General features: G+C 63.1%; 16 protein-coding genes. 10 read left to right on the plus strand and 6 right to left on the minus strand.

The genetic code is table 11. The features are described from left to right. Window positions 1-10: 10 nt before the first annotated feature. From CXY73_RS23470 to CXY73_RS05830, 3 genes are all read left to right on the plus strand, one after another. Window positions 11-613 carry an HAD-IC family P-type ATPase gene (locus tag CXY73_RS23470; protein WP_369831214.1) on the plus strand — a complete coding sequence of 201 codons (603 nt, stop codon included), beginning with the start codon at window positions 11-13 and terminating at the stop codon, window positions 611-613. A gap of 114 nt (window positions 614-727) precedes the next feature. Continuing rightward, complete coding sequence (locus CXY73_RS23475; RefSeq protein WP_369831215.1) at window positions 728-2,263, plus strand: HAD-IC family P-type ATPase; 1,536 nt, start codon at window positions 728-730, stop codon at window positions 2,261-2,263. 504 nt (window positions 2,264-2,767) lie between these two features. Beyond that, window positions 2,768-3,196: a GNAT family N-acetyltransferase gene (locus tag CXY73_RS05830; RefSeq protein ID WP_104177140.1), complete on the plus strand. Its 429-nt coding sequence runs from the start codon at window positions 2,768-2,770 to the stop codon at window positions 3,194-3,196. On the opposite strand, the gene CXY73_RS22270 is transcribed toward CXY73_RS05830, so the two are convergent. The 3 genes from CXY73_RS22270 to CXY73_RS05840 all read right to left on the minus strand — a co-directional run bounded on the left by CXY73_RS22270 (window position 3,146) and on the right by CXY73_RS05840 (window position 5,282). Continuing rightward, entirely contained in the window at window positions 3,146-4,015 is an 870-nt protein-coding gene (locus CXY73_RS22270) for an isochorismatase family protein (protein ID WP_199185296.1), read from the minus strand. The genes CXY73_RS05830 and CXY73_RS22270 overlap by 51 nt on opposite strands. Window positions 4,016-4,039: 24 nt before the next feature. Beyond that, on the minus strand, window positions 4,040-4,396 hold the full coding sequence (locus CXY73_RS21440; RefSeq protein ID WP_146071647.1) for a hypothetical protein: 357 nt from the start codon (window positions 4,394-4,396) through the stop codon (window positions 4,040-4,042). Between the two features lie 91 nt (window positions 4,397-4,487). Beyond that, entirely contained in the window at window positions 4,488-5,282 is a 795-nt protein-coding gene (locus tag CXY73_RS05840) for a metallophosphoesterase (RefSeq protein WP_104177120.1), read from the minus strand. Window positions 5,283-5,581: 299 nt separating this feature from the next. On the opposite strand from CXY73_RS05840, the gene CXY73_RS05845 reads away from it, so the two are divergent. From CXY73_RS05845 to CXY73_RS05875, 7 genes are all read left to right on the plus strand, one after another. Next, window positions 5,582-6,019 (plus strand): ASCH domain-containing protein, encoded by a 438-nt coding sequence (locus tag CXY73_RS05845; protein ID WP_104177121.1) that lies wholly within the window; start codon window positions 5,582-5,584, stop codon window positions 6,017-6,019. A 363-nt stretch (window positions 6,020-6,382) separates the two neighbouring features. Next, window positions 6,383-8,614: a UvrD-helicase domain-containing protein gene (locus CXY73_RS05850; RefSeq protein WP_104177122.1), complete on the plus strand. Its 2,232-nt coding sequence runs from the start codon at window positions 6,383-6,385 to the stop codon at window positions 8,612-8,614. A gap of 269 nt (window positions 8,615-8,883) precedes the next feature. Then, on the plus strand, window positions 8,884-11,058 hold the full coding sequence (locus tag CXY73_RS05855) for an alpha/beta fold hydrolase (protein ID WP_104177123.1): 2,175 nt from the start codon (window positions 8,884-8,886) through the stop codon (window positions 11,056-11,058). A gap of 59 nt (window positions 11,059-11,117) precedes the next feature. Beyond that, the gene (locus CXY73_RS05860; protein ID WP_104177124.1) at window positions 11,118-12,623 is read left to right on the plus strand and encodes a DUF3375 family protein; all 1,506 of its coding nucleotides are present in this window, start codon (window positions 11,118-11,120) and stop codon (window positions 12,621-12,623) included. Further along, window positions 12,616-13,269: a DUF4194 domain-containing protein gene (locus CXY73_RS05865; protein WP_104177125.1), complete on the plus strand. Its 654-nt coding sequence runs from the start codon at window positions 12,616-12,618 to the stop codon at window positions 13,267-13,269. Before CXY73_RS05860 ends, CXY73_RS05865 begins: the two co-directional genes overlap by 8 nt. Then, a complete protein-coding gene (locus tag CXY73_RS05870; protein ID WP_104177126.1) occupies window positions 13,266-16,652 on the plus strand; it encodes an ATP-binding protein in 3,387 nt (1,128 codons plus the stop codon). Before CXY73_RS05865 ends, CXY73_RS05870 begins: the two co-directional genes overlap by 4 nt. Window positions 16,653-16,854: 202 nt before the next feature. Continuing rightward, window positions 16,855-17,463: a hypothetical protein gene (locus CXY73_RS05875; RefSeq protein ID WP_104134693.1), complete on the plus strand. Its 609-nt coding sequence runs from the start codon at window positions 16,855-16,857 to the stop codon at window positions 17,461-17,463. Window positions 17,464-17,545: 82 nt separating this feature from the next. On the opposite strand, the gene CXY73_RS05880 is transcribed toward CXY73_RS05875, so the two are convergent. The 3 genes from CXY73_RS05880 to CXY73_RS05890 all read right to left on the minus strand — a co-directional run bounded on the left by CXY73_RS05880 (window position 17,546) and on the right by CXY73_RS05890 (window position 18,923). Continuing rightward, a complete protein-coding gene (locus tag CXY73_RS05880; protein ID WP_233198163.1) occupies window positions 17,546-18,106 on the minus strand; it encodes a GNAT family N-acetyltransferase in 561 nt (186 codons plus the stop codon). A 7-nt stretch (window positions 18,107-18,113) separates the two neighbouring features. Then, on the minus strand, window positions 18,114-18,581 hold the full coding sequence (locus CXY73_RS05885) for a DoxX family membrane protein (protein WP_104134692.1): 468 nt from the start codon (window positions 18,579-18,581) through the stop codon (window positions 18,114-18,116). A 177-nt stretch (window positions 18,582-18,758) separates the two neighbouring features. Beyond that, complete coding sequence (locus CXY73_RS05890; RefSeq protein ID WP_104177127.1) at window positions 18,759-18,923, minus strand: hypothetical protein; 165 nt, start codon at window positions 18,921-18,923, stop codon at window positions 18,759-18,761. Window positions 18,924-19,044 lie beyond the last annotated feature (121 nt).

Here is a 19,044-nt window from a genome sequence, read left to right on the forward strand (position 1 = left end):
CGGAGACAAGGTGCCGGCCGATGTGCGATTGATCGAGGCAACCACACTGTGCGTGGAGGAGTCTGCGCTCACGGGCGAGTCGGTTCCTACTTCAAAGAAGACCACCCCGGTCCTGGCTGATTCGGGACTTGGTGATCGGCACAGCATGCTCTACTCGGGCACAATCGTTACCACCGGTCGTGGCGTCGGCGTCGGCGTCGTCACCGGCACCGGTATTGACACGGAGATCGGCCGAATCCAGTCCATGCTCACGGGGGTGCAGAGCCTGGCTACGCCGCTCACCCGGCAGTTGGACTCGTTCGGAAAGAAGGTAACGTTGCTCATTCTGGGCGTAGCTGGTGTCATGCTCGTGATCGGGCGTCTTTTGCACGATCAGAATGCCAATGATCTGCTGTCGGCAGCTATCGGGTTCGTGGTCGCGGCTATTCCCGAGGGCCTGCCGGCTCTTGTCACTATAACCTTGGCCCTTGGCGTACAGCAGATGGCCAAACGTCGAGCCATCGTGCGCAAACTCACCGCGGTCGAGCCGCTCGGCTCGGTTACCACCGTCTGCTCCGATAAGACCGGCAGGCTCACTCGCAACGAAATGACGGTGCGAAGCGCCGTCACCTGAGCCGCTCGTTACCACGTCACCGGCATCGGTTACGGGCCCATTGGCACGGTCAGCGTCGATGACGAACTCGCCACACTCGATACCCGCCCCGACCTGACTGAGCTCGTCACGGTCATGGCTCTTTGCAACGATGCCCGCGTTACCGAAGAGGGCGGCCACTGGCGTGTCGTCGGTGAACCGACCGAGGGCGCGTTGCGAATTCTCGCCCTCAAAACCAGCTTTGAGGCCGCCAGCTGGAAGTGGATCGTGGTCATACCGTTTGAGTCCGACAACAAATTTATGGCCATGCTCGATAAAGACCCCGACGGGAAAATGCAGATTCTTCTCAAGGGAGCGCCTGGTGAAGTACTCAAGGCAAGTAGCCTGCAGATCAGCATCGACAGAAGACCAGAGCCGATCGATGCGGTGTATTGGGAAAAGTGTGTGGACGATCTCAGTGCGCAAGGCCTGCGCGTGCTTGCCGCTGCACGCGGCGCCGCAGCCGACACGATGGTCGATCTCCACATCGAAGATATTGGCAACGGGCTGCTGTTTCTTGGTCTGGTTGGCATCGGCGACCCGCCCCGACCGGAGGCGATCAACGCGATCGCTACCATGCATGCTGCTGGTATTCGAGTAAAGATGATCACTGGCGACCATGCGGGCACTGCGCGAGCAATCAGCCGTGAGATGGGCATCACCCACGACGCGAACGCGCGGGTGATTACCGGCGCCGAACTGGAAGCGATGAGCCAGGACCAGCTCATTCGGATCGTGCGCGAGGTCGACGTGTTCGCCCGCACTAGTCCCGAACACAAGCTGCGCATCGTCAAGGCTTTACAAGCCCATAAGGAAGTCGTCGCGATGACGGGCGACGGCGTGAACGATGCCCCCGCGCTCACCCGTTCCGACGTCGGGGTCGCAATGGGGATCAAAGGAACGGAGGCGACTAAAGAGGTCGCTGACATTGTTCTCGCCGACGACAACTTCGCTACCATCGAGCGGGCCATTGAAGAAGGACGCCGCATCCGTGACAACCTGCAGAAGTCAATCGTTTTTTTGTTGCCCACCACAGCCGCACAATCATTGGTCATTCTCGTCGCCGTGCTCTTCGGATTTACCTTGCCTCTTCAGCCAGCGCAAATTCTCTGGGTCAACTTGATCACTGCCATCATCCTCTCGCTCGCCCTCGCTTATGAACCCGCCGAGCCCGGCATAATGCTACGTCAGCCCCGCAAACCAGGCGGATCCCTCATTGGCCAGGCCTACCTGGGCCGCATCCTCTGGGTGGCTTTGCTAATCAGTGGTGCCACTATCGCAGTTTTCTTCCTGGAGCTTGCTGTTGGGTCCCTTCTTGCGCAAGCGCAAACCACCGCCGTGACCATGCTGACTCTTAGCCAGATCGCTTTTCTTTTCAACTCGCGGTTTTTGCGTGCGTCAAGTCTGAAGTCTGCCGTGTTGCGCGGTAACCCAGCGATCTGGATCTCGACTGGCACGCTTCTCGTACTGCAACTCGTGTTCGTATATACCCCCTTCATGAACCTCTGGTTCCGCTCCGCGCCAATCGGGGTACGCGAGTGGGGGCACACCCTGGGCCTGTCTGCTGCGATATTCCTGTTCGTCGAACTGGGCAAGGCGATCGAACGAGTGCAGGCGCGACGACAAAAGTGACCGTGTCGACACACCGACAGCGTCAGTGGCGCGGATAAATGACGACACGACCCCACGGGTCACGACCCCAGCAGATCGTGCGACAGCTGTTATGGGTGCCGCCGCTTTGCCGGGGAAGTCGTTGCAGCTGCGTCTGGTGGTGTCCTCGGTGGACAGTGCATGCAGCGCGCCAGCCCTGAGCTCGGACGGCCCGGCCAGTGCGTGCGACAGGGCGGGAGTCACCACGTATGAATTAGCGAAGTCGCTGGGCGTGGACACGCCGACCTCCGTTGAGCTGACACTTGTGTTCGGGAGTACATCCGAGGCTAAGCAGGTCGCCGCAGATGTGGGTGCCTCGGCAACTCCCTGAAGGCGACAGGTCCGCGCAGCACTACATGACCCAACAGGAACCCTTTGAAAGACCTGGGCGTGGCGCGTTCAACTTCCGTGTTGGTTGGACTGGCGGTTGGCGCAGCTCGGTCACGTCCCGCAGCAGGGTCCGTTTTAACACGATTAGATGGGATGATGAATCCTAATTATCGGTTCTCCTCAGATGTTGCCGAGATAGAACGTGACCAAGTACATCGTTGGATCAGTGAGCAGTCTTACTGGGCGCCTGGGCGATCACGCTCACGGCAGGACGCAGCGATTGACGGCTCGCACAACTTCGGCGTGTACGACACCGATACCAGCAGGCAGGTTGCCTACGCGCGTGTCATCACCGACGGCGTTACGTTTGCCTGGCTTTGCGATGTCTTCGTAGACCCCGCAGTTCGCGGACAAGGTATTGGCAAAGCCCTCATCGCGGGAATTCTAGAGGAGTGTGAGCCCCTGGGGCTGAGGCGCATAGCGCTCTCAACCAACGATGCACACGGCTTGTATTCCAATCTAGGATTCACCGCTTTAGACAGTCCCGATACCTGGATGGAACGGATCGTTAACCCCGGCATATAGCCCTGCGAAGACTATTGGTGGAGGCGCGAGGCCCCAGTGGGAAGTGATGCCTGCGCCCATCTCCTCGACCGATATCGTGGAGTCCTGCTCCAGCTGACCCCGACGACTACCCCAGATTTGCAGGAAGTGACCGACTTTCTTTGCATCGCTGACCTCACTCTCAGCGGGCTCGATTCCCCCTCCGTGCACCTGTGGACGGCACGCGATGCAGAAACCGTCCACATCGTCGCCTGCAGGGGCTACGAGCGCAGCGACGACAACGACCACGTGCTCATTTCGGGAAAGTTCCGCCGCGCTGATCATTCCACCTTCGAGGTCTGTCCTGTCAAATGTGTGCGCCGCATCTACAGCAAAGTAGACGGTATATCCCAGGTTTTCGCCAATGCGTACTGTCTTTTCGCAGCAGTGATTGGTGGTGATGCCGCAGATCACAATGGTCGAGGTAGCGTTTTCTCGAAGCCAGGAGTCAAGATCGGGTGTGCCGTGAAAACTTAAGTTGAGCGTTTTCTGAACCAATAGATCCGGAGTGCCGGATATGTAGCTTTTCAACGCATTACCGGGGCTGCTGGGGTGTAGCGGGGAGAGCGGATTCGAGGAATTATGCTGCACGAAGCCGACCGGTCGCGAAAGCCTGTGCCACTCGCCCACTAACGCTGCGATGTTCTGATCACAGTCCGCGTTGTTTCGGGGTCCCCACCATTCGACTTGGTCAAATCCTTGCTGACCACGCTGTGGACAATCCCGAAGATCAATATCCTGTGTCGCGATGAGTTGTTGTGAGCCGTTGACATACTTTTCAGCGTATCCAAATGAAAGCAACGAGCGAATACCGCAGGTGCAACGCTAACCGATCGTGAACCCGGAACTGGTGAGTGTCCATAAAGGCGCGACGACGGCAGCCACGACAAGCACGATCATAAGGATTCGTAATGCTTTATCGCGGCGTTTAGGTCGAAGTACCGCGCCGGTGACCCACAGCGCTACAAACAGGGCAACGAGGGAGGCGCTGCCAAGAAGTGCGGGACCCGAGCGTGCATCAGGAGCGCAGCTTGGTGGCGCGGGGTAAATTGCCGGGCAAATACTGGGGAGCGATTGGGCGACCCAGATCAACAAAATTGAGACGGCGGCGATCATGGCAGCTGTCACCGTCCAGCGCCATAAAGCTCGCGCTTTAGCCTGATCATCCGCTGTGGTCGTCATGGGCTCAGAGTAACGGGGAAATACGTTGGCATGTAGTTCGTGAAAGCTGGATAAAGTTCTGCCCGTACGTCGAACGTCTTGCGGGACGGACTTATCGTGAGCGCTGTGCGAGGGTCCGGAACTGGCTCGAGAAGTGATTTTCCTGTAGGACGTGCATCGCATAGCCGGGCGGAACGTCGTCGGTAGTCAACGGGGAGCCGGGCTCACGTATCTCTTGCAACAGGACGCCCGCCGACCGAATTCCGGGGGCGATCACGAGCGGCTTACCGGCGAACGTCGTAGTGAGCGCCGCATGGGTGTGCCCACACAGCACGGCAACGATTTGCTCATGCCGGGTGATGATGGCCTCGAGCGCCTCGCTACTGCGCAGGAACAAGCCATCGACGGCCGCGTGATAGAGCGGCGTGGGTGGTTGATGCATCACGAGCACAGCCCGTTCGTCTCCACTTAAGGCATCAAGTTGGCGCGCCAACCACGCAAGGATCGAATCGGTCACCTGGCCATACCCGTGGCCGGGCACGGTGACATCCAGCAAGATAATGACGAGCTGCCCAAGCCGATGGACTTGGTGCACCGGCCCCGGAATCGGCGGAGATAGTCCAAAACGGGACGCAAATGCCATACGGTCGTCCGTGTTGCCCGGGCAGCAAAACACCGGAACGTCCATTGACAGCGCAGCCAGCAGGGACTCGAGGTTTTGAGCGGCCAACACCGTCTCATCGGCAGGAGGAAGGCTGCCCGCGCTCTGAGTCAGGTCGCCGCTCACGATGACAACGTCGGGCCGAATAGCGAGCCCTCTCAGATGATCGGCAACCTGCGTCAATCGACTGAGGGCCTCGGGGCTACCATCGAGGTGCGGGTCAGACAAGTGCGCGATGACTACCAATTGTCAGCTCCGATTCACTCTCGACGGTCTCGGTTGCCCCATCGGCTTTCTGAGCCTACCTAGCCTCTACCGAACACTGATGGGAAGTGACGTAGCCGAGCACCGACGCGATCACCCTGAACACCAGCAGTTCAACCAACCGCACCCGGGCGTTCGACACGGCATTCAGCGAGGGCATCCCACCACTGGGACGTTGAGCCTGGGACGGTTGGTCACGGATTCTTCCGCACCGAAGAGGCAGTTTCGCGCGAGGAACATCTTGCGGTTTACTTGTGATCTCCATCAAATAGGATCGCCCCATGACCACTCACTGCGCCTTTCCGATTGCTGAGTTCGCCTTTCCGGGCCCCCTGAGGGATCGGCTCATCGCCGCAATCATGGACGGCACGAAGACCTCCACCAGCTCGATGCTGCTGGAGTACTCGAGAGAGAACGAACCGCTGCCGGTCATCGGGGCCTGGCAGACGGTCGTGGATTCCCACAATTCAGCGGTGGCTATCATCCAGACGATTGCTGTCGAGATCACTCGACTTGCCAACGTCGGAGTCGCGCATGCGCGCGATGAGGGCGAAGGATTCGTCTCCGTCGCCGCCTGGCGCACCGTTCACGAGGCCTTCTGGCACAGCACGGAGTTGCGGGTGGGCCTCAAGGACCCGACCTTCACGGTCGACGACGACACGCTCGTGGTGCTGGAACGGTTTCAGGTGATCCAATCGCACGGCCACACGGCGCGGTAATCCTAGTGCTCACACAATTTATTGAGGTTTCCCGGTGGACTGGCCAGCCAGAAATCGGCAGCCGTGGAGCTTTATCACCGTCTGTGACAAAGAGCACCGCGGAGCGGGAATGTAACTGTATCGTCCAACAGCCTGACCGGAATGCCTCTCTCGGCTATGCGTGCGTATCCATCAACGACCAGGATTTCGAGCTCAAAAGGGTGTCCTGGTCACTCTCAGCAATACCACCAAAATGACGATCACCGATCAAGATCTCACCGGAACGAAGCGTGCCCGGCAGGTCTTTTCGAGCGGCTTGAGACACACAGCCAGGACCACACCGACCGCGACTAAACTAGAGGCTTCGGTTTAAGGGGTGCGTGCGTGATCGACCAGGAGCTTGTTCGGGAACAGAACTATGTCCAGTCGCTGTATGAGCGGTTGGATGCACTGGCGGAAGAGGCCGAACATCAGCTGATCGAGGTGCGCCGCCTCGACGTGGGCGGCAACCACCAGTCCCGCAGCGAACGCGATACTTTTGCCCGTCTGTATGAGGACCGCATCGTGCAATTGCGCGAGGTCGACGATCGGCTCGCCTTCGGCCGGCTCGAAACCATGCCGGACGAGTCGGGCGACTCCGTCTATCGCTACATCGGGCGGGTCGGACTGCGTGATACCGACCACAAACCCCTATTGCTGGACTGGCGGGTGCCACAGGCGAGCGCTTTCTACCAGGCCACCGCAGCCACGCCGCTCGGCGCGCGGGCTCGCCGTCATTTGCTGTCCAAGGGGCGCAGCATCATCCGTATCGAGGATGAGATCCTCGACGCCACCCTGCTCTCTGACCCTTCGGCCATCACGCACCAGGGTGAGGGCGCGCTGCTCGCGGCACTCACGGCGCAGCGCACCGGGCACATGTCCGACATCGTCTCGACCATCCAAGCGGAACAGGACCGCATCATCCGCTCTGAGCTGGCCGGCATTCTCGTCGTGCAGGGCGGCCCAGGTACAGGCAAAACCGCCGTCGCTCTGCACCGCGCCGCCTACCTGCTGTACACGCACCGGGATCGACTGCGTGACAGCGGCGTGCTCATCATTGGTCCGTCACGCTCGTTTCTGCAGTATATCGAGGCCGTACTGCCGTCGCTCGGTGAGACCGGCGTCGTGTTGGCGTCGGTCGGGCAGCTGTTTCCCGGCGTCGAAGCGACAATAGAGGATGCCCCGGCCGTCGCGGCTCTGAAGGGCCAGTCGTTCATGGCCGATCTCCTGGCACGGGCAGTGCATTCCCGGCAGCGAACGCCTGCCGCCGCGCAGGTGATCGTCGCTAACGGCGATCGCATCGTGTTGCAGCCGGAGCTGGTCTCCCAGGCGATCGCGCGCGCTCGAGGCACCGGCAAGACCTACAACGAGGCCAGGGTCACATTCGTGAAGATGGCCATCAACGCGTTGTCCCGGGTGTGGCTCGAGCAGCTGCAGCAGCAGGGTCGGTCGATGGACGACACCGACCTGCCTATGCTGCGCGAAGACCTGCGTCTGGCCGACGATGTGCGAGTTGCGCTGAACACTGCCTGGCTGCCGCTGACGCCGCAAAAACTGCTGCAAGACCTCTACGCCCGGCCACAGTGGCTGGAGGAACTGACCCCGCGCTGGCGTTTCGCCCAGCGCAAACTATTGGCGCGCCCGCGCGACGCCGAGTTCACGATCGCCGACATTCCGCTGCTTGACGAGGCGGCCGAGCTGCTCGGTGAATACAACGCCGTCGACCAGGCGAAGAAGCGCGCGCTCAAGGAACAGCGCAAGCGTGACGTGGAGAACGCCGAAATCGCGATCGAGAACATGCAAGTGAAGGGCCTGATCAACGCCAAGGACCTCGCCGCTCGTAGCGCCGAACTCGACGAATGGGTCACGACCAGTGAGCGAGCCGCACGAGACCGCAGCTGGACCTACGGCCACGTCGTCATTGACGAAGCGCAGGAACTCTCCCCGATGCAGTGGCGGCTGGTGTTGCGGCGTGGTCCGCGTCGGTCGTTCACGATCGTCGGCGATATCGCGCAGGCGGCCAGCGCTGCGGCATCCGCTAGCTGGAAGGAGGCGTTGCAGCCGGTGCTCGACGGCTCACCCGAGGCCGACCGCTGGCGGCTCGAAGAGTTGACCGTGAACTATCGCACGCCGAGCCAGATCGCCACCGCAGCCGAAACCGTCGCGATCTCGCACCATCTGCCGATCACGCCTTCGCGCACGGTGCGGTCGAGCGAGTGGCCGGTCGCGACGGTAACGGATGCCGCGGTGGCGGTGCGCCGTGACCGGGCGCTGGGCGCCGGCGGCACCCTCGCCGTGATCGTCGTCGACACCGATCTCGACGCCCTGGAAACAACTCTGCGCGCAGAATTCGGCGACCTGCTCGGCGTCGGTGCGCTCGGCCTGAGCCGGAAGATTGCGCTGCTCACTCCGCGGGACGCCAAGGGGCTGGAGTTCGACGCGGTCATCGTCGTCGACCCGGCGGCGATTCTTGCGGCCTCGGAGCGTGGCGCGGGGGCACTCTATGTCGCGATGACCCGCGCTACGCAGCGGCTGTACCTGGTCGGGGAAGCTCCGCTCGGTGCTGCGCTCGGCTGACGTTCGGTGGACGCGCGCAACCGTGGAGAATCGGCCAGGAAGAGGGCGGATCGCCTCGTTCTTGCTTCCTGCGGGTGAGATCTCCGCAGTTGTGTACCCTGTCGCCCAGACGCGCGCGGCCGTGGCTTAATCAGGAAATGCCGTAGCTGCGACGGTTCCGACCCGCGGCGCGGTGCGACGCCCAGTCGCGCACCCGACGAATCTCCTGAATTAGCCACGAGGAACGCTCGTGCCGCTGGCCGTTCGGCCGGGTCGGCTAGCGTGGAGCTATGACATTGGAGTCTCACCCCACGCCCTTTTCCAGCCTCGACGATTACGTGGCGCTGCCCCGCGTGGAGAGTCTCGCCCTCTCGCCCGACGGCCAGAGGGTGGTGCTGACCGTCGCCACCCTCACCCGCGACCAAACGAGCTACGAGCGGGCACTCTGGTCGGTGTCCGCCGATGGCACCGGCATTCCGACCCGCCTGACCCGGTCGGTGAAGGGCGAATCCGGGGCCGCGTTCACGGCCAGTGGCGACATCCTGTTCGTGTCCGCCCGCGCCGATGCCGCCGCTGACAAACCCGACAAACTCGACAAAGACGCCGAGGCCGCCCAGCTCTGGCTACTGCCAGCCTGTGGCGGTGAAGCCCGTGCGATCACTCGCCTAGCCGGGGGAGTGTCCGGCATCGCTGCGGTGACCACCGCCGCGACCTCGCTCGTGATCGCCGCCGACCTGCTGCCGAGCGCCGCTGACCTTGAAGCGGATGCCCTCGCCCGTAAGGAGCGCACCGAGAAGAAGGTCGTGGCCATTCTGCACGAAAGCTACCCGGTGCGGTTCTGGGACCACGACCTTGGGCCCGCCGAACCGCACCTGCTCGCGCTCGACCTCGCCGACCTGCACGACACAATCACGGGCCCCGTCAGTAGCACCGAAGCGGATGCCCCCGCTCCCTACCCCGCCGACCTCCCTCGTCCCCGAGACCTCACGCCCAGCCCCGGCCGCACCATGGATACCGCCGGCCAGGCCCTGACCCCCGATGGATCCACGCTCATCGTGGCCCTGCGGGTCGCCGAGCAACGGTCCGGCCGCTACGTGCTGGTGTCGCTCGACGTCGCCACCGGCGCCCAGACCGTACTGTTCGACGAGCCCAAGGTCGACTTTGAGTCGCCGAACGTGAGCCTCGACGGCCGACAGATCGCCTTCGTCCGCTCCGCTATGAGCACCCCAGTGGGCCCAGCCGACCAGGAACTCTGGGTCGCCGACCTCGATGGCGGCCACCCGCGTCGCCTCGCCGCCGACTGGGACCGCTGGCCGACCAGCCTGATTTTCGACGCGCCGCACGCCGTCGGACCGCACGCTGGCGTCACGACTGCGCTCATCGTCACCGCCGACCATGACGGGCGGGGTCCGATCTTTCGTGTGCCGCTCGACGGCGGCGCGCCCGAGCAGCTCACCACTGACGACTTCAGCTACACCAACGTCTGCGTTGACGCCCAGACCGGCGACCTCGTGGCGTTGCGCTCCTCCTGGATCGCGCCAGCGCATCCCGTTCTCATCGGCCGATCCGGCACCGTCACGATGCTGGCCACACCCGCCCCGCTGCCCGATGTCCCCGGCACGATCACCGAGGTCGAGACCCGAGCCGAGGATGGAGCGCGGGTGCGCGCCTGGCTGCTGCTGCCTGCNGCCGAGGATGGAGCGCGGGTGCGCGCCTGGCTGCTGCTGCCTGCGGGAGCCGCGCAGGAGCATCCGGCCCCGCTGTTGCTGTGGATTCACGGTGGCCCGCTGAATAGCTGGAACGCCTGGAGCTGGCGGTGGAGCCCGCTGCTCGCCGTGGCCCGGGGCTATGCGGTGCTACTGCCCGACCCTGCGCTGTCGACCGGATATGGCCTCGACTTCATCGCGCGCGGCTGGAACGCTTGGGGCGCCAAGCCCTATACCGACCTCCTTGCGATCGTTGATGCCGCCGAAAAGCTCCCTGAGATTGACGAAACACTCACAGCGGCAATGGGCGGATCCTTCGGCGGCTACATGGCGAACTGGGTCGCCGGCCACACCGACAGATTCCGCGCCATCGTCAGCCACGCGAGTTTGTGGTCGCTCGATCAGTTCAACGGAACCACCGACGACTCGCAGTACTGGCAAAGCATTTTCTCGGCGCAGGGCATGATCGACAATTCGCCGCACCGGGCGGTGCGTGACATCGTCACACCAATGCTCGTAATTCATGGAGACCACGACTACCGGGTGCCGATCGGCGAAAGCCTGCGACTGTGGTCGGAACTCGCCGAGCACCACGCGACTGCTAATGGAAGTACCCAGCACAAATTCCTCTTCTTTCCCGACGAGAACCACTGGGTGCTGGGGCCCCAGCACGCGGTGGTCTGGTACGAGACCGTGTTCGCTTTTCTCGACCAGCACGTGCACGGCGCCGGCTGGAAGCGGCCGCGCCTGCTCGGCTGATTAGGTCAGGAGCACCCGGCCGCGTCGGTTAAAGTGGAAATCCGGAAGGGAACGAGCTAGTGAGTAACATTGCAGGCGAATTGGCGCGGGTACGCGAAGCCTTCGACAAACCCACGCTGCGGCTGCTCGACCGCAAGTGGGCACCCTTCGTGCTCGCGGTGTTCAAGAGCTCGTTCAGTCGTGACCGCCGCAGTGTTTCCTGCGAGGCGCTGCACACCCAGGTGGATGCCTACCTCGCCGACCTCCGCAGCATTGGCCTGAATGCGCCAGAGAAAACGGGTCGCGCTCTCTGCGTGCAGTGGATGAACGACCTCTGGCTCTACCGCGAGATCAGCGACGCGGGGCAGGGACCGGAGGAGCACTACTCGCTCACCAGCCACGCCCTCGAAGCCCTGCTGCTCGTCGACGGTCTCGCCCGAGATCGGGCGCTAATCAGCGAATCCCGCCTCACCACGATCGTCGACACGGTGCGTCATCGCGCTACCGAAGCCAACCCAGACCGCGAGGAGCGGGTGCGCCGCCTCGACCAGCAGATCCACGAGTTGACCAGCGAACGTGACCGGCTCTCCGACGGCGGCGACATTGCGCCGGCCTCTAACGAGCAGATGCACGAGGGCTACGCCAACCTCATCAACCTCATTCAGCAGCTGCCGAGCGACTTTAAACGGGTCGAAGAGTCCGTCGCGGCCATGCACCGCCAGATCGTCAACGACTTTCGCGGCGAGGACCGCCCGATCAGCGAAGTCCTCGACGACTACCTCGCCAAAACGGATACCCTCATGTCGTCGACCGCGGAGGGTCGCGCCTTCGAGGGCGCGTTCACCCTGCTGCGCAACGACGCTCTGCTGCAGGGGCTGAAAGCTGATCTCGAGACGATTCTGCTGCATCCGTTCGCCCTCGAACTCAGTCGCACCGAACGCCGCAGCTTCATGAGCACGGTCACCCTCATTCGCAAGGGCATCGACGACGTGCTGACCCAGCGCAAGGGGCTCACTACCACTTTGCGCGAACACATCGTCAACCACGACGTCGTGAAAGACCGCGAGCTTGAACGTGTGCTGCGCGACGTGAACCGGGAGCTCGCGACCTGGATGCAGACCGCCGGGTCCCGTTCCGCCGTCACGGCTGAACTCATGCCGGGCACCCTCGACGTGGAACATCTGCACGAACGATTCTACGATCCGGTCGCCCACCGCGCACCGCCCGCATTGGCCGATGTGTCCGACGCCGCGCCCGCGGCGCCGAGCCTCGATGCCCTGCGCCAGCAAGGTGGGCCGCTGCTCGAAGAACTGCGCGACGCCCTCGTGGCCGCTTTCGCAACGGGGGAGGCGGCGTCCGTGGGCAGCGCTTTTAACGGACTCGACGCGAGTCTGCGTCGGCCGGTCGAGATTCTCGGCCTGCTGCAGCTCGCCGCCCAGCTCAGTCCGGGAGCGGCGGGCCTGGAGCGCTTTGAAACGGTGCGACCGGATGGCTCAGTGCGTTTCTTCGAGGTGCCGCGCCTCATTTTGACCGACGACGACACGGCGGCTTTGGCCGCCCAGAATTTGGGTTCTGAGAATGATTGACGACCTGGCCGACACCGGCATCGACAGCGACCCGGCCAGCCTCTCGCTGTTCGAGGGGGATGAGGGCGGCCTGAGCGTGGAGCAGCGCCGCACGCTGGTGCTGCTGCTCAAGCACCGCTATATTTCGTCGGCGCTGCAGCCGGCTGAGTGGCAGACCCTGCTGCAGTCGCAGAGCTTGCTTAAATCGCGGCTCAACGACGTCTTTCTCGACCTGCACGTTGACCTGCACTACGAGATCGCCTTCAAGCGGCAGGCCCTCGGGGAGGGCGGCGAACGCTTTCCTACCCTGCTGCACGACGTTGCCTACAGCCGCGAAGAAACCATTCTGCTCGTGCTGCTTCGCCAGCGCTTTCGCAGCGAACGCGCCAACGGCCTCGAAATTGTTCTGGTCGATCGCGACAACCTGGTCGACAACGTTGCCCATTTTCGGCCGGAGCACGCGACCGACCTGTCCGGCGACGCGCGCAAGGCGACGGCCGCCGTCGACAGCCTCGCCAAGGCGCGGGTGTTGCTGAAGACCAGCGACCCCGACCGCTTTCGCATCTCCGCCGTGATCGAAGTACTGCTGCCGGTGGAGCGCCTGCGCGAGTTGCTCGAGTGGTTGCGCACCGAAAATAACGAACCGCTGATGGAGCCTTTGGTATGAACGATTCCCCGCTGTTCTACATCGATGGCGCCACCGAGGGCACCACCCAGTGGCGCGCCGAATCGATGCAACTGGTCAACTGGGGTGGCTTTCATGGCCACCACGAGATCGACTTCAATGCCTCGGCCACGCTCGTTTCCGGGGCCTCCGGCACCGGCAAGAGCAGCATGCTCGACGCCTATCTCGCCCTCATGATGCCCTCGGACACCCCGTTCAACGGCGCTTCGAATGACGCCGGCTCCGGCCGGGCGCGCAGCGTCGACCAGCGCAATCTGATGACCTACCTGCGCGGTAAGACCGACGCCAACCGCGAAGCCGGCACCGACGAGCTGACCGACCAGGTGCTGCGTGGCGCAAAGGCCGCTACCTGGGGCGCTATCGCCATGACCTTCGTCGACGACAACCAACGCCGCTTCACCGTGCTGCGGGCCTATTTCGTGCCGCGCGGCGCCAACAAATTCGCCGACGTCACCATGAAAATGGCCACGACAGATGGATGCCTTGACCTGCGCGACCTCGCCGCCATCGCCGAGAATCGGTTCGACAAGCGCGCCCTGAAGGCCCACTTCGACGGCCTCGACGTCTTCGATACCTACGCGGCTTTTGCCCAGACGCTGTACACGCGGCTCGGCATCGGCGCCAACGGTGAGGGCAGCAAGGCGCTGCGCCTGCTCGCCCGCATTCAGGCGGGCCAGCAGGTGAAAACGGTCGACGGATTGTACAAGTCGATGGTGCTGGAAGAGCCAGCGACCTTTTCGGCCGCCGACAAGGCCGTCGACCACTTCGAAGATCTCGAGCGCTCCTACGGCGCCATGGTAACCGAGGCGCAGAAGGCGCAGGTGCTCGAACGCCTACCCGATCTGCACAGTGCCTATGAAGTGTCGACCGCCAAGGCTGACCTGGTCGACACCTTCGGCGTGCACCGGGCCGGTGATACCCCGTTCGTGCTGTGGCAGTTGCAGACCGAGCAAGCCTTGCTCGAGACCGCTGCCGACACCAACCGGGTCGCTCGCCGGGACAACCAGGTGGCCCTGAGCTGGGCGCGTGACGGTGAAACCACTCTGAAAAACCGGGTGGCCGAGTTGCAACAGCAGCAGCGTAACAATGGCGGCGACGTGCTCGAACGCCTGCAAAACGAACTCACCCAGCTGCGCAACCAGCACGATGACGTGGCTCGGGAGCGCGCAGGCTTCGACCATCGGGTGCAGAATCTCGCCCTGCAGGTCGACTCGCTCGCTTCCTTTGCGGCCGCCCAGCGCGCCGCCGAGGAATTCGCCGCCGGGTTCGCCGCCGCCGAGGCTACCCTGGAGGCGACCCGCACTGCGCTACAACGCGAGTCGTACCCGGTGGAGGAGGGCATCCGCTTACTCAAGCAGGAACGTGCCTTTCTGACCGGACGCGAGAGCCTCGTACCCCAGCAGTTGCACCAGGCCCGCCTGCTGATTGCCGAAGCTGCGGGCATTCCGGTCGATGAGCTGCCGTTCGTCGCCGAACTGATCGATCTCGCCGCCGGTGAAGAGCAGTGGCGGCAGGCCGCCGAGGTAATCCTCGCCTCGGTCGTCAGGGTTTTGCTCGTCGATGAGACCCGGCTCGCCCAGCTCAGCGCGGCGATCGACCCACTGCAGCTGCCGCTGCGCATCTACTTTGAGGGTGTCGCGCTAAAGCCGCACGTCGTGGCCGACGGCGACGCCTGCTACGTGTCGGGCAAGCTCGACGTCAAGGACTCGCCGTTCAGCAGCTGGGTACAGGCGCGACTTCGGAGCACCAACCTCGACGCCCTGTGCGTGGCCAGCCCGTCCGAGCTGGGGGGCGCAGGCGCACGGGTGACTTCGAGCGGGCAGACGCGCAATGGTTCCCGAGGCGCCCACGGCGTGAACGCGGGTCAGAAATCGATCATCGGATTCTCCAGCCGCGCCAGGCTAGACGACATTGCGTCGGAACTCGCAGTGCAGGGACGGGTAGCCGATGCTGCCGCTGGGCGAGCATCTGGTGTCGCGGACGGTCTCGTTGATCTTCGCAACAAAAAAACCGCTCACCAGCATATTCTCGACACCGACTGGTCGACCATCGACGTTGCGGCTGCCGCTGAGCGCATTGCGGGCAAGAAATCCGAGCAAGAACGGATGCTCGCCGGCAGCGATATTCTGCGCGCCCTGAACGATGAAGAGGGCCGGCTGGCTCTCCAACTCGATGTCGCAGGGAAGCAGAAGCACGCGGCCGACCAGACCAGCGCAACGCTCGCCGCAGAGCAGAGCAGCATCGTTGACGCGCAAGACAGAGTCAGTGGGAGACTGGACCAGATCAGACAGGACGACGCGCTCGTGCTCGCGGTCGAGCATGCCGTACACCTGAGTGAGCAGTTCGCGCTGGTCACCGACCCGAGCGATTTCGCCGGCTTTCCCGCCGGCCTGAAACGCCTGCGCGAGCGGTTGATTGCGCAGTCGACGCAAGACCGAGATAGCGCGGCACGTGATCGCGCGACCATGATCGGCATCTTCGAGTCCTTCCAGAGCCGCTGGCCAGACCCGAACATCGGCGTCGCGCTTGAATCAGTCGCGAGTTACACCGACATTCTCGACGCGATCCGCACCCTCGGCCTGTCGGAGCGGCGGCAGGAATGGAAACGCCGGCTCTCCGCCTGGAGCGGGCAAGACCTCGTGCCGCTCACCGGCGCTTTCAACTCGGCGATCGAGGAGATCGAAGACCGGCTGCGACCGATCAACGAGATTCTCGCGACACTACCGTTCGGCGCGGGCCGGGACCGCCTACAGATCGCCCTGCGGCGCCTTCACCGAGACGACGCGACCGCGTTCCGCAAGGAACTCAAGGTGCTTGCTTCGGGCGCGACTGAGCAATTCACCGATGATGAAACCGAGGATCGCTTCACCCGGCTGCAGCGGTTCATGGCTTTGATTCGCCGGCCCGACGGGCTGAACAACTCTCAGCGGGACCTGCTGCTCGACGTGCGCCAGCATGTCGAAATCACCGCAGTGCGCGTGACGTGCGAAGGCGTAGAGGTGAGTACTTATTCCTCCCTCGGCGGCAAGAGCGGTGGCGAGTCGCAGGAACTCGTGGCCTTCGTCGTCGGCGCCGCCCTGCGCTTTCAGCTCGGCGATGAGAGCCGCACCCGGCCGCGTTTTGCCCCGGTCTTTCTCGACGAGGGTTTCGTGAAATCCGATGCCGAGTTCGCCGGGCGTGCGGTCGCCGCATGGAAGGGCCTCGGTTTTCAACTCATCGTCGGAGCTCCGCTCGACAAGGTCACGGCCCTGGAACCGCACATGCAGTTGGTGCTCTCGATCACCAAGAACACCGCCACCGGTTACTCCTATATCACCCCGTTGGCATCCCCGGAGGTACTTATGGCCGAAGCGTCGGCCGTGTAGTCCGGTCGGCGCTTCGTGCGAAAACGCACGTATACCAAAGCGGCGTTCGCCGATGAGGTGCCTCGTTGTTTTGCTATCCCTGCACGCTGTCGGGCCGCACTGGCTTGGGCGTAGCATGTTTGCATACCGGTCCGAGATTCATTCTCAATGGCTTGGGCTGAACTCACCAAGTACCTTGGACTGGAGCAGAAACGTGACCACAATGCGGCGACTCCATCGCAATCCCAGTTTCCGAAACCCCACCTTCTTCTCAACCTGGTTGCTGTGGAGCGTGGGATTTCTCGCGTTCCCGATCGCGGGTTTCGCCGGCACGGCCGTCGGAGGGCGCGTGAGTAACCCCGTATCGGCCCTTATCGGTGGCGCGGTTTGTGGGGTCGTCATTGGCTTCGGTCAGGTTCTGGTCAGTCGGCGTCGCCTCAATCCGCTGAACTGGGTTCCGCTGACCGGAATTGGTTTGGGTTTGGGTCTGCTCCTGGGCTCGACGGTGGTCGACTATCGCACGACGCTTCCGGAGTTGGCCTTGATGGGAGCGATCACCGGGATCGTGCTCGGTGCCGCGCAGGCCGTGGGGTTACCGCCGCGCACGCGCCGACGCTGGCTGTGGACCCTGGGCATGGCCACGCTGTGGGCGCTCGGATGGACCGTGACGACGTTGGCCGGGGTCAACGTTGAGGCACAGTTCACGAATTTCGGCGCCATCGGAGCGGTAACCGTCACGGCGCTGTCCGGACTCCTCCTACATTTCCTGCTGCCGTTTCATCCCTCGTCAGGCCTGTGGTTGCGCTCACGCCCCATCAGTACCGCGCCCTGACGCGCAAAGCGGCCTGTCACACGTCACAACCCGAACGGGGCGCAATCACCGGCTTATGCTCGCGCCTCCAAGAGGCGGGTGTTTAGCCGTGCTGCAGAACTTTTTCGAGCACCTCGAGATGTAGGTCGTCGCGCCTGGGTATTCCGAAGCGTGTGTCGAAGTGAAAGGGTTTCTGCACGCCGGTTCGCTGGTAGCCTCTCCGCTCATAGAACGCGATGAGGGAGTCTCGCACATTGATGACCGTCATCGTCATCACGGTTGAATCCCATTCCGAGACAGCCAGGCGTTCAGCTTCGGCCAGGATACGTTTGCCATCGCCCTGGCTCTGCCCGGTCGGTCGCACGGCGAACATACCGAAATAGGCCGTATCGCCCACATCCTTCGCGATATGCGCGCACCCGACCAGCTCGCCTCCGCGTTCGCCGAGAAGAACGAGGCTGTCAGCGCGACTGAGGTCTCCACGAAGTACGTCGGCGTCGAGGCGCTGCCCGTCGATGAGGTCGGCCTCACAGGTCCAGCCCTGGCGGCTCGCGTCGCCCCGATAGGCGCTTGTCACCAAGACCAGTAAGACCGGAACATCATCGGTCGTGGCGCGACGAAAGGTTAGCGGGTCCATTTGACCCACAATATCGATGGCGGGCATACTCCTGCTATCGCTTTGACGGAGGCTGGACCGCAACCCGGCTGCGCCAGGCTCGCCATGCATCGGTAGCCCAGAGCGCCCACAGCACGAGCAGCGGCTGAAAGGCGAGGCGGATGCCCCGCGACATATCTGAATTCAGTCCGAAGGAGTCAGTTGCCGTGACGAACTGTGAGATGTTGCCGGGAAAAATTGCCACGAAGAACGCGGTGACGACCCAGCCGACGGGTACCCGCCACCGGTGCAGAGTTAGCAACGCGATTCCCAGTATTATTTCGGCTATTCCGGAGAGTACGACGACCAGGTCGGCGTCCAGCGGAACCCAGGCCGGAACCTGAGCCTGGAATGCCTCCCGGTTGAACGTGAGGTGGCTGATTCCAGCCAAAAGCAGTACTGCGCCGAGGGCCAGCCGGCCGAGCAGTCGTGGCAGCGAGCGGCGCGAGCGCGATGCGGCCCCGCCAGTTTCCGGAAAAGTCATGTGCTTTGAGTGTAAGTGTTCAGTCGAGCGTTTGACCAGGACGCCACCAATCATGGTGCGCGCATCGAATCGCGGGTGAAACGACCGAGTTACTGGGCGTGTCTTTGAACCCCGGGCCCGGAACATGTTGAGGTTACGGCATCGGCATCGGCATCGGCGTCGGCCTGAGCGCGGCTGCTACCGGCCGAGCAAGCGGGCGAAGAAGCCTCCAGTAGATTTCTCCTTGACGTGGCCCTCGCAGCGCTGGCTGCGCGGCACATTTTTCATTACCTGGTCGACGTGCTGGCCGCACCCGGCCCAGGTGGTCTTCTGGCAGGTCTTGCAGGTGACAGCTCTGCACATAATGGGCGCCTTTCGTTGGGGAAGAATCTCTACATTATACCCTTGGGGGTATAAATCAAATTCTTCGATTGAGAACGGATGCTGCCACCAGTGTCGGTGTATCGTCGCCAGCGACGACCGT

Origin of the sequence: Cryobacterium sp. Y50 (genome assembly GCF_002929805.1) — a bacterium.
Taxonomy (GTDB): Bacteria; Actinomycetota; Actinomycetes; order Actinomycetales; family Microbacteriaceae; genus Cryobacterium.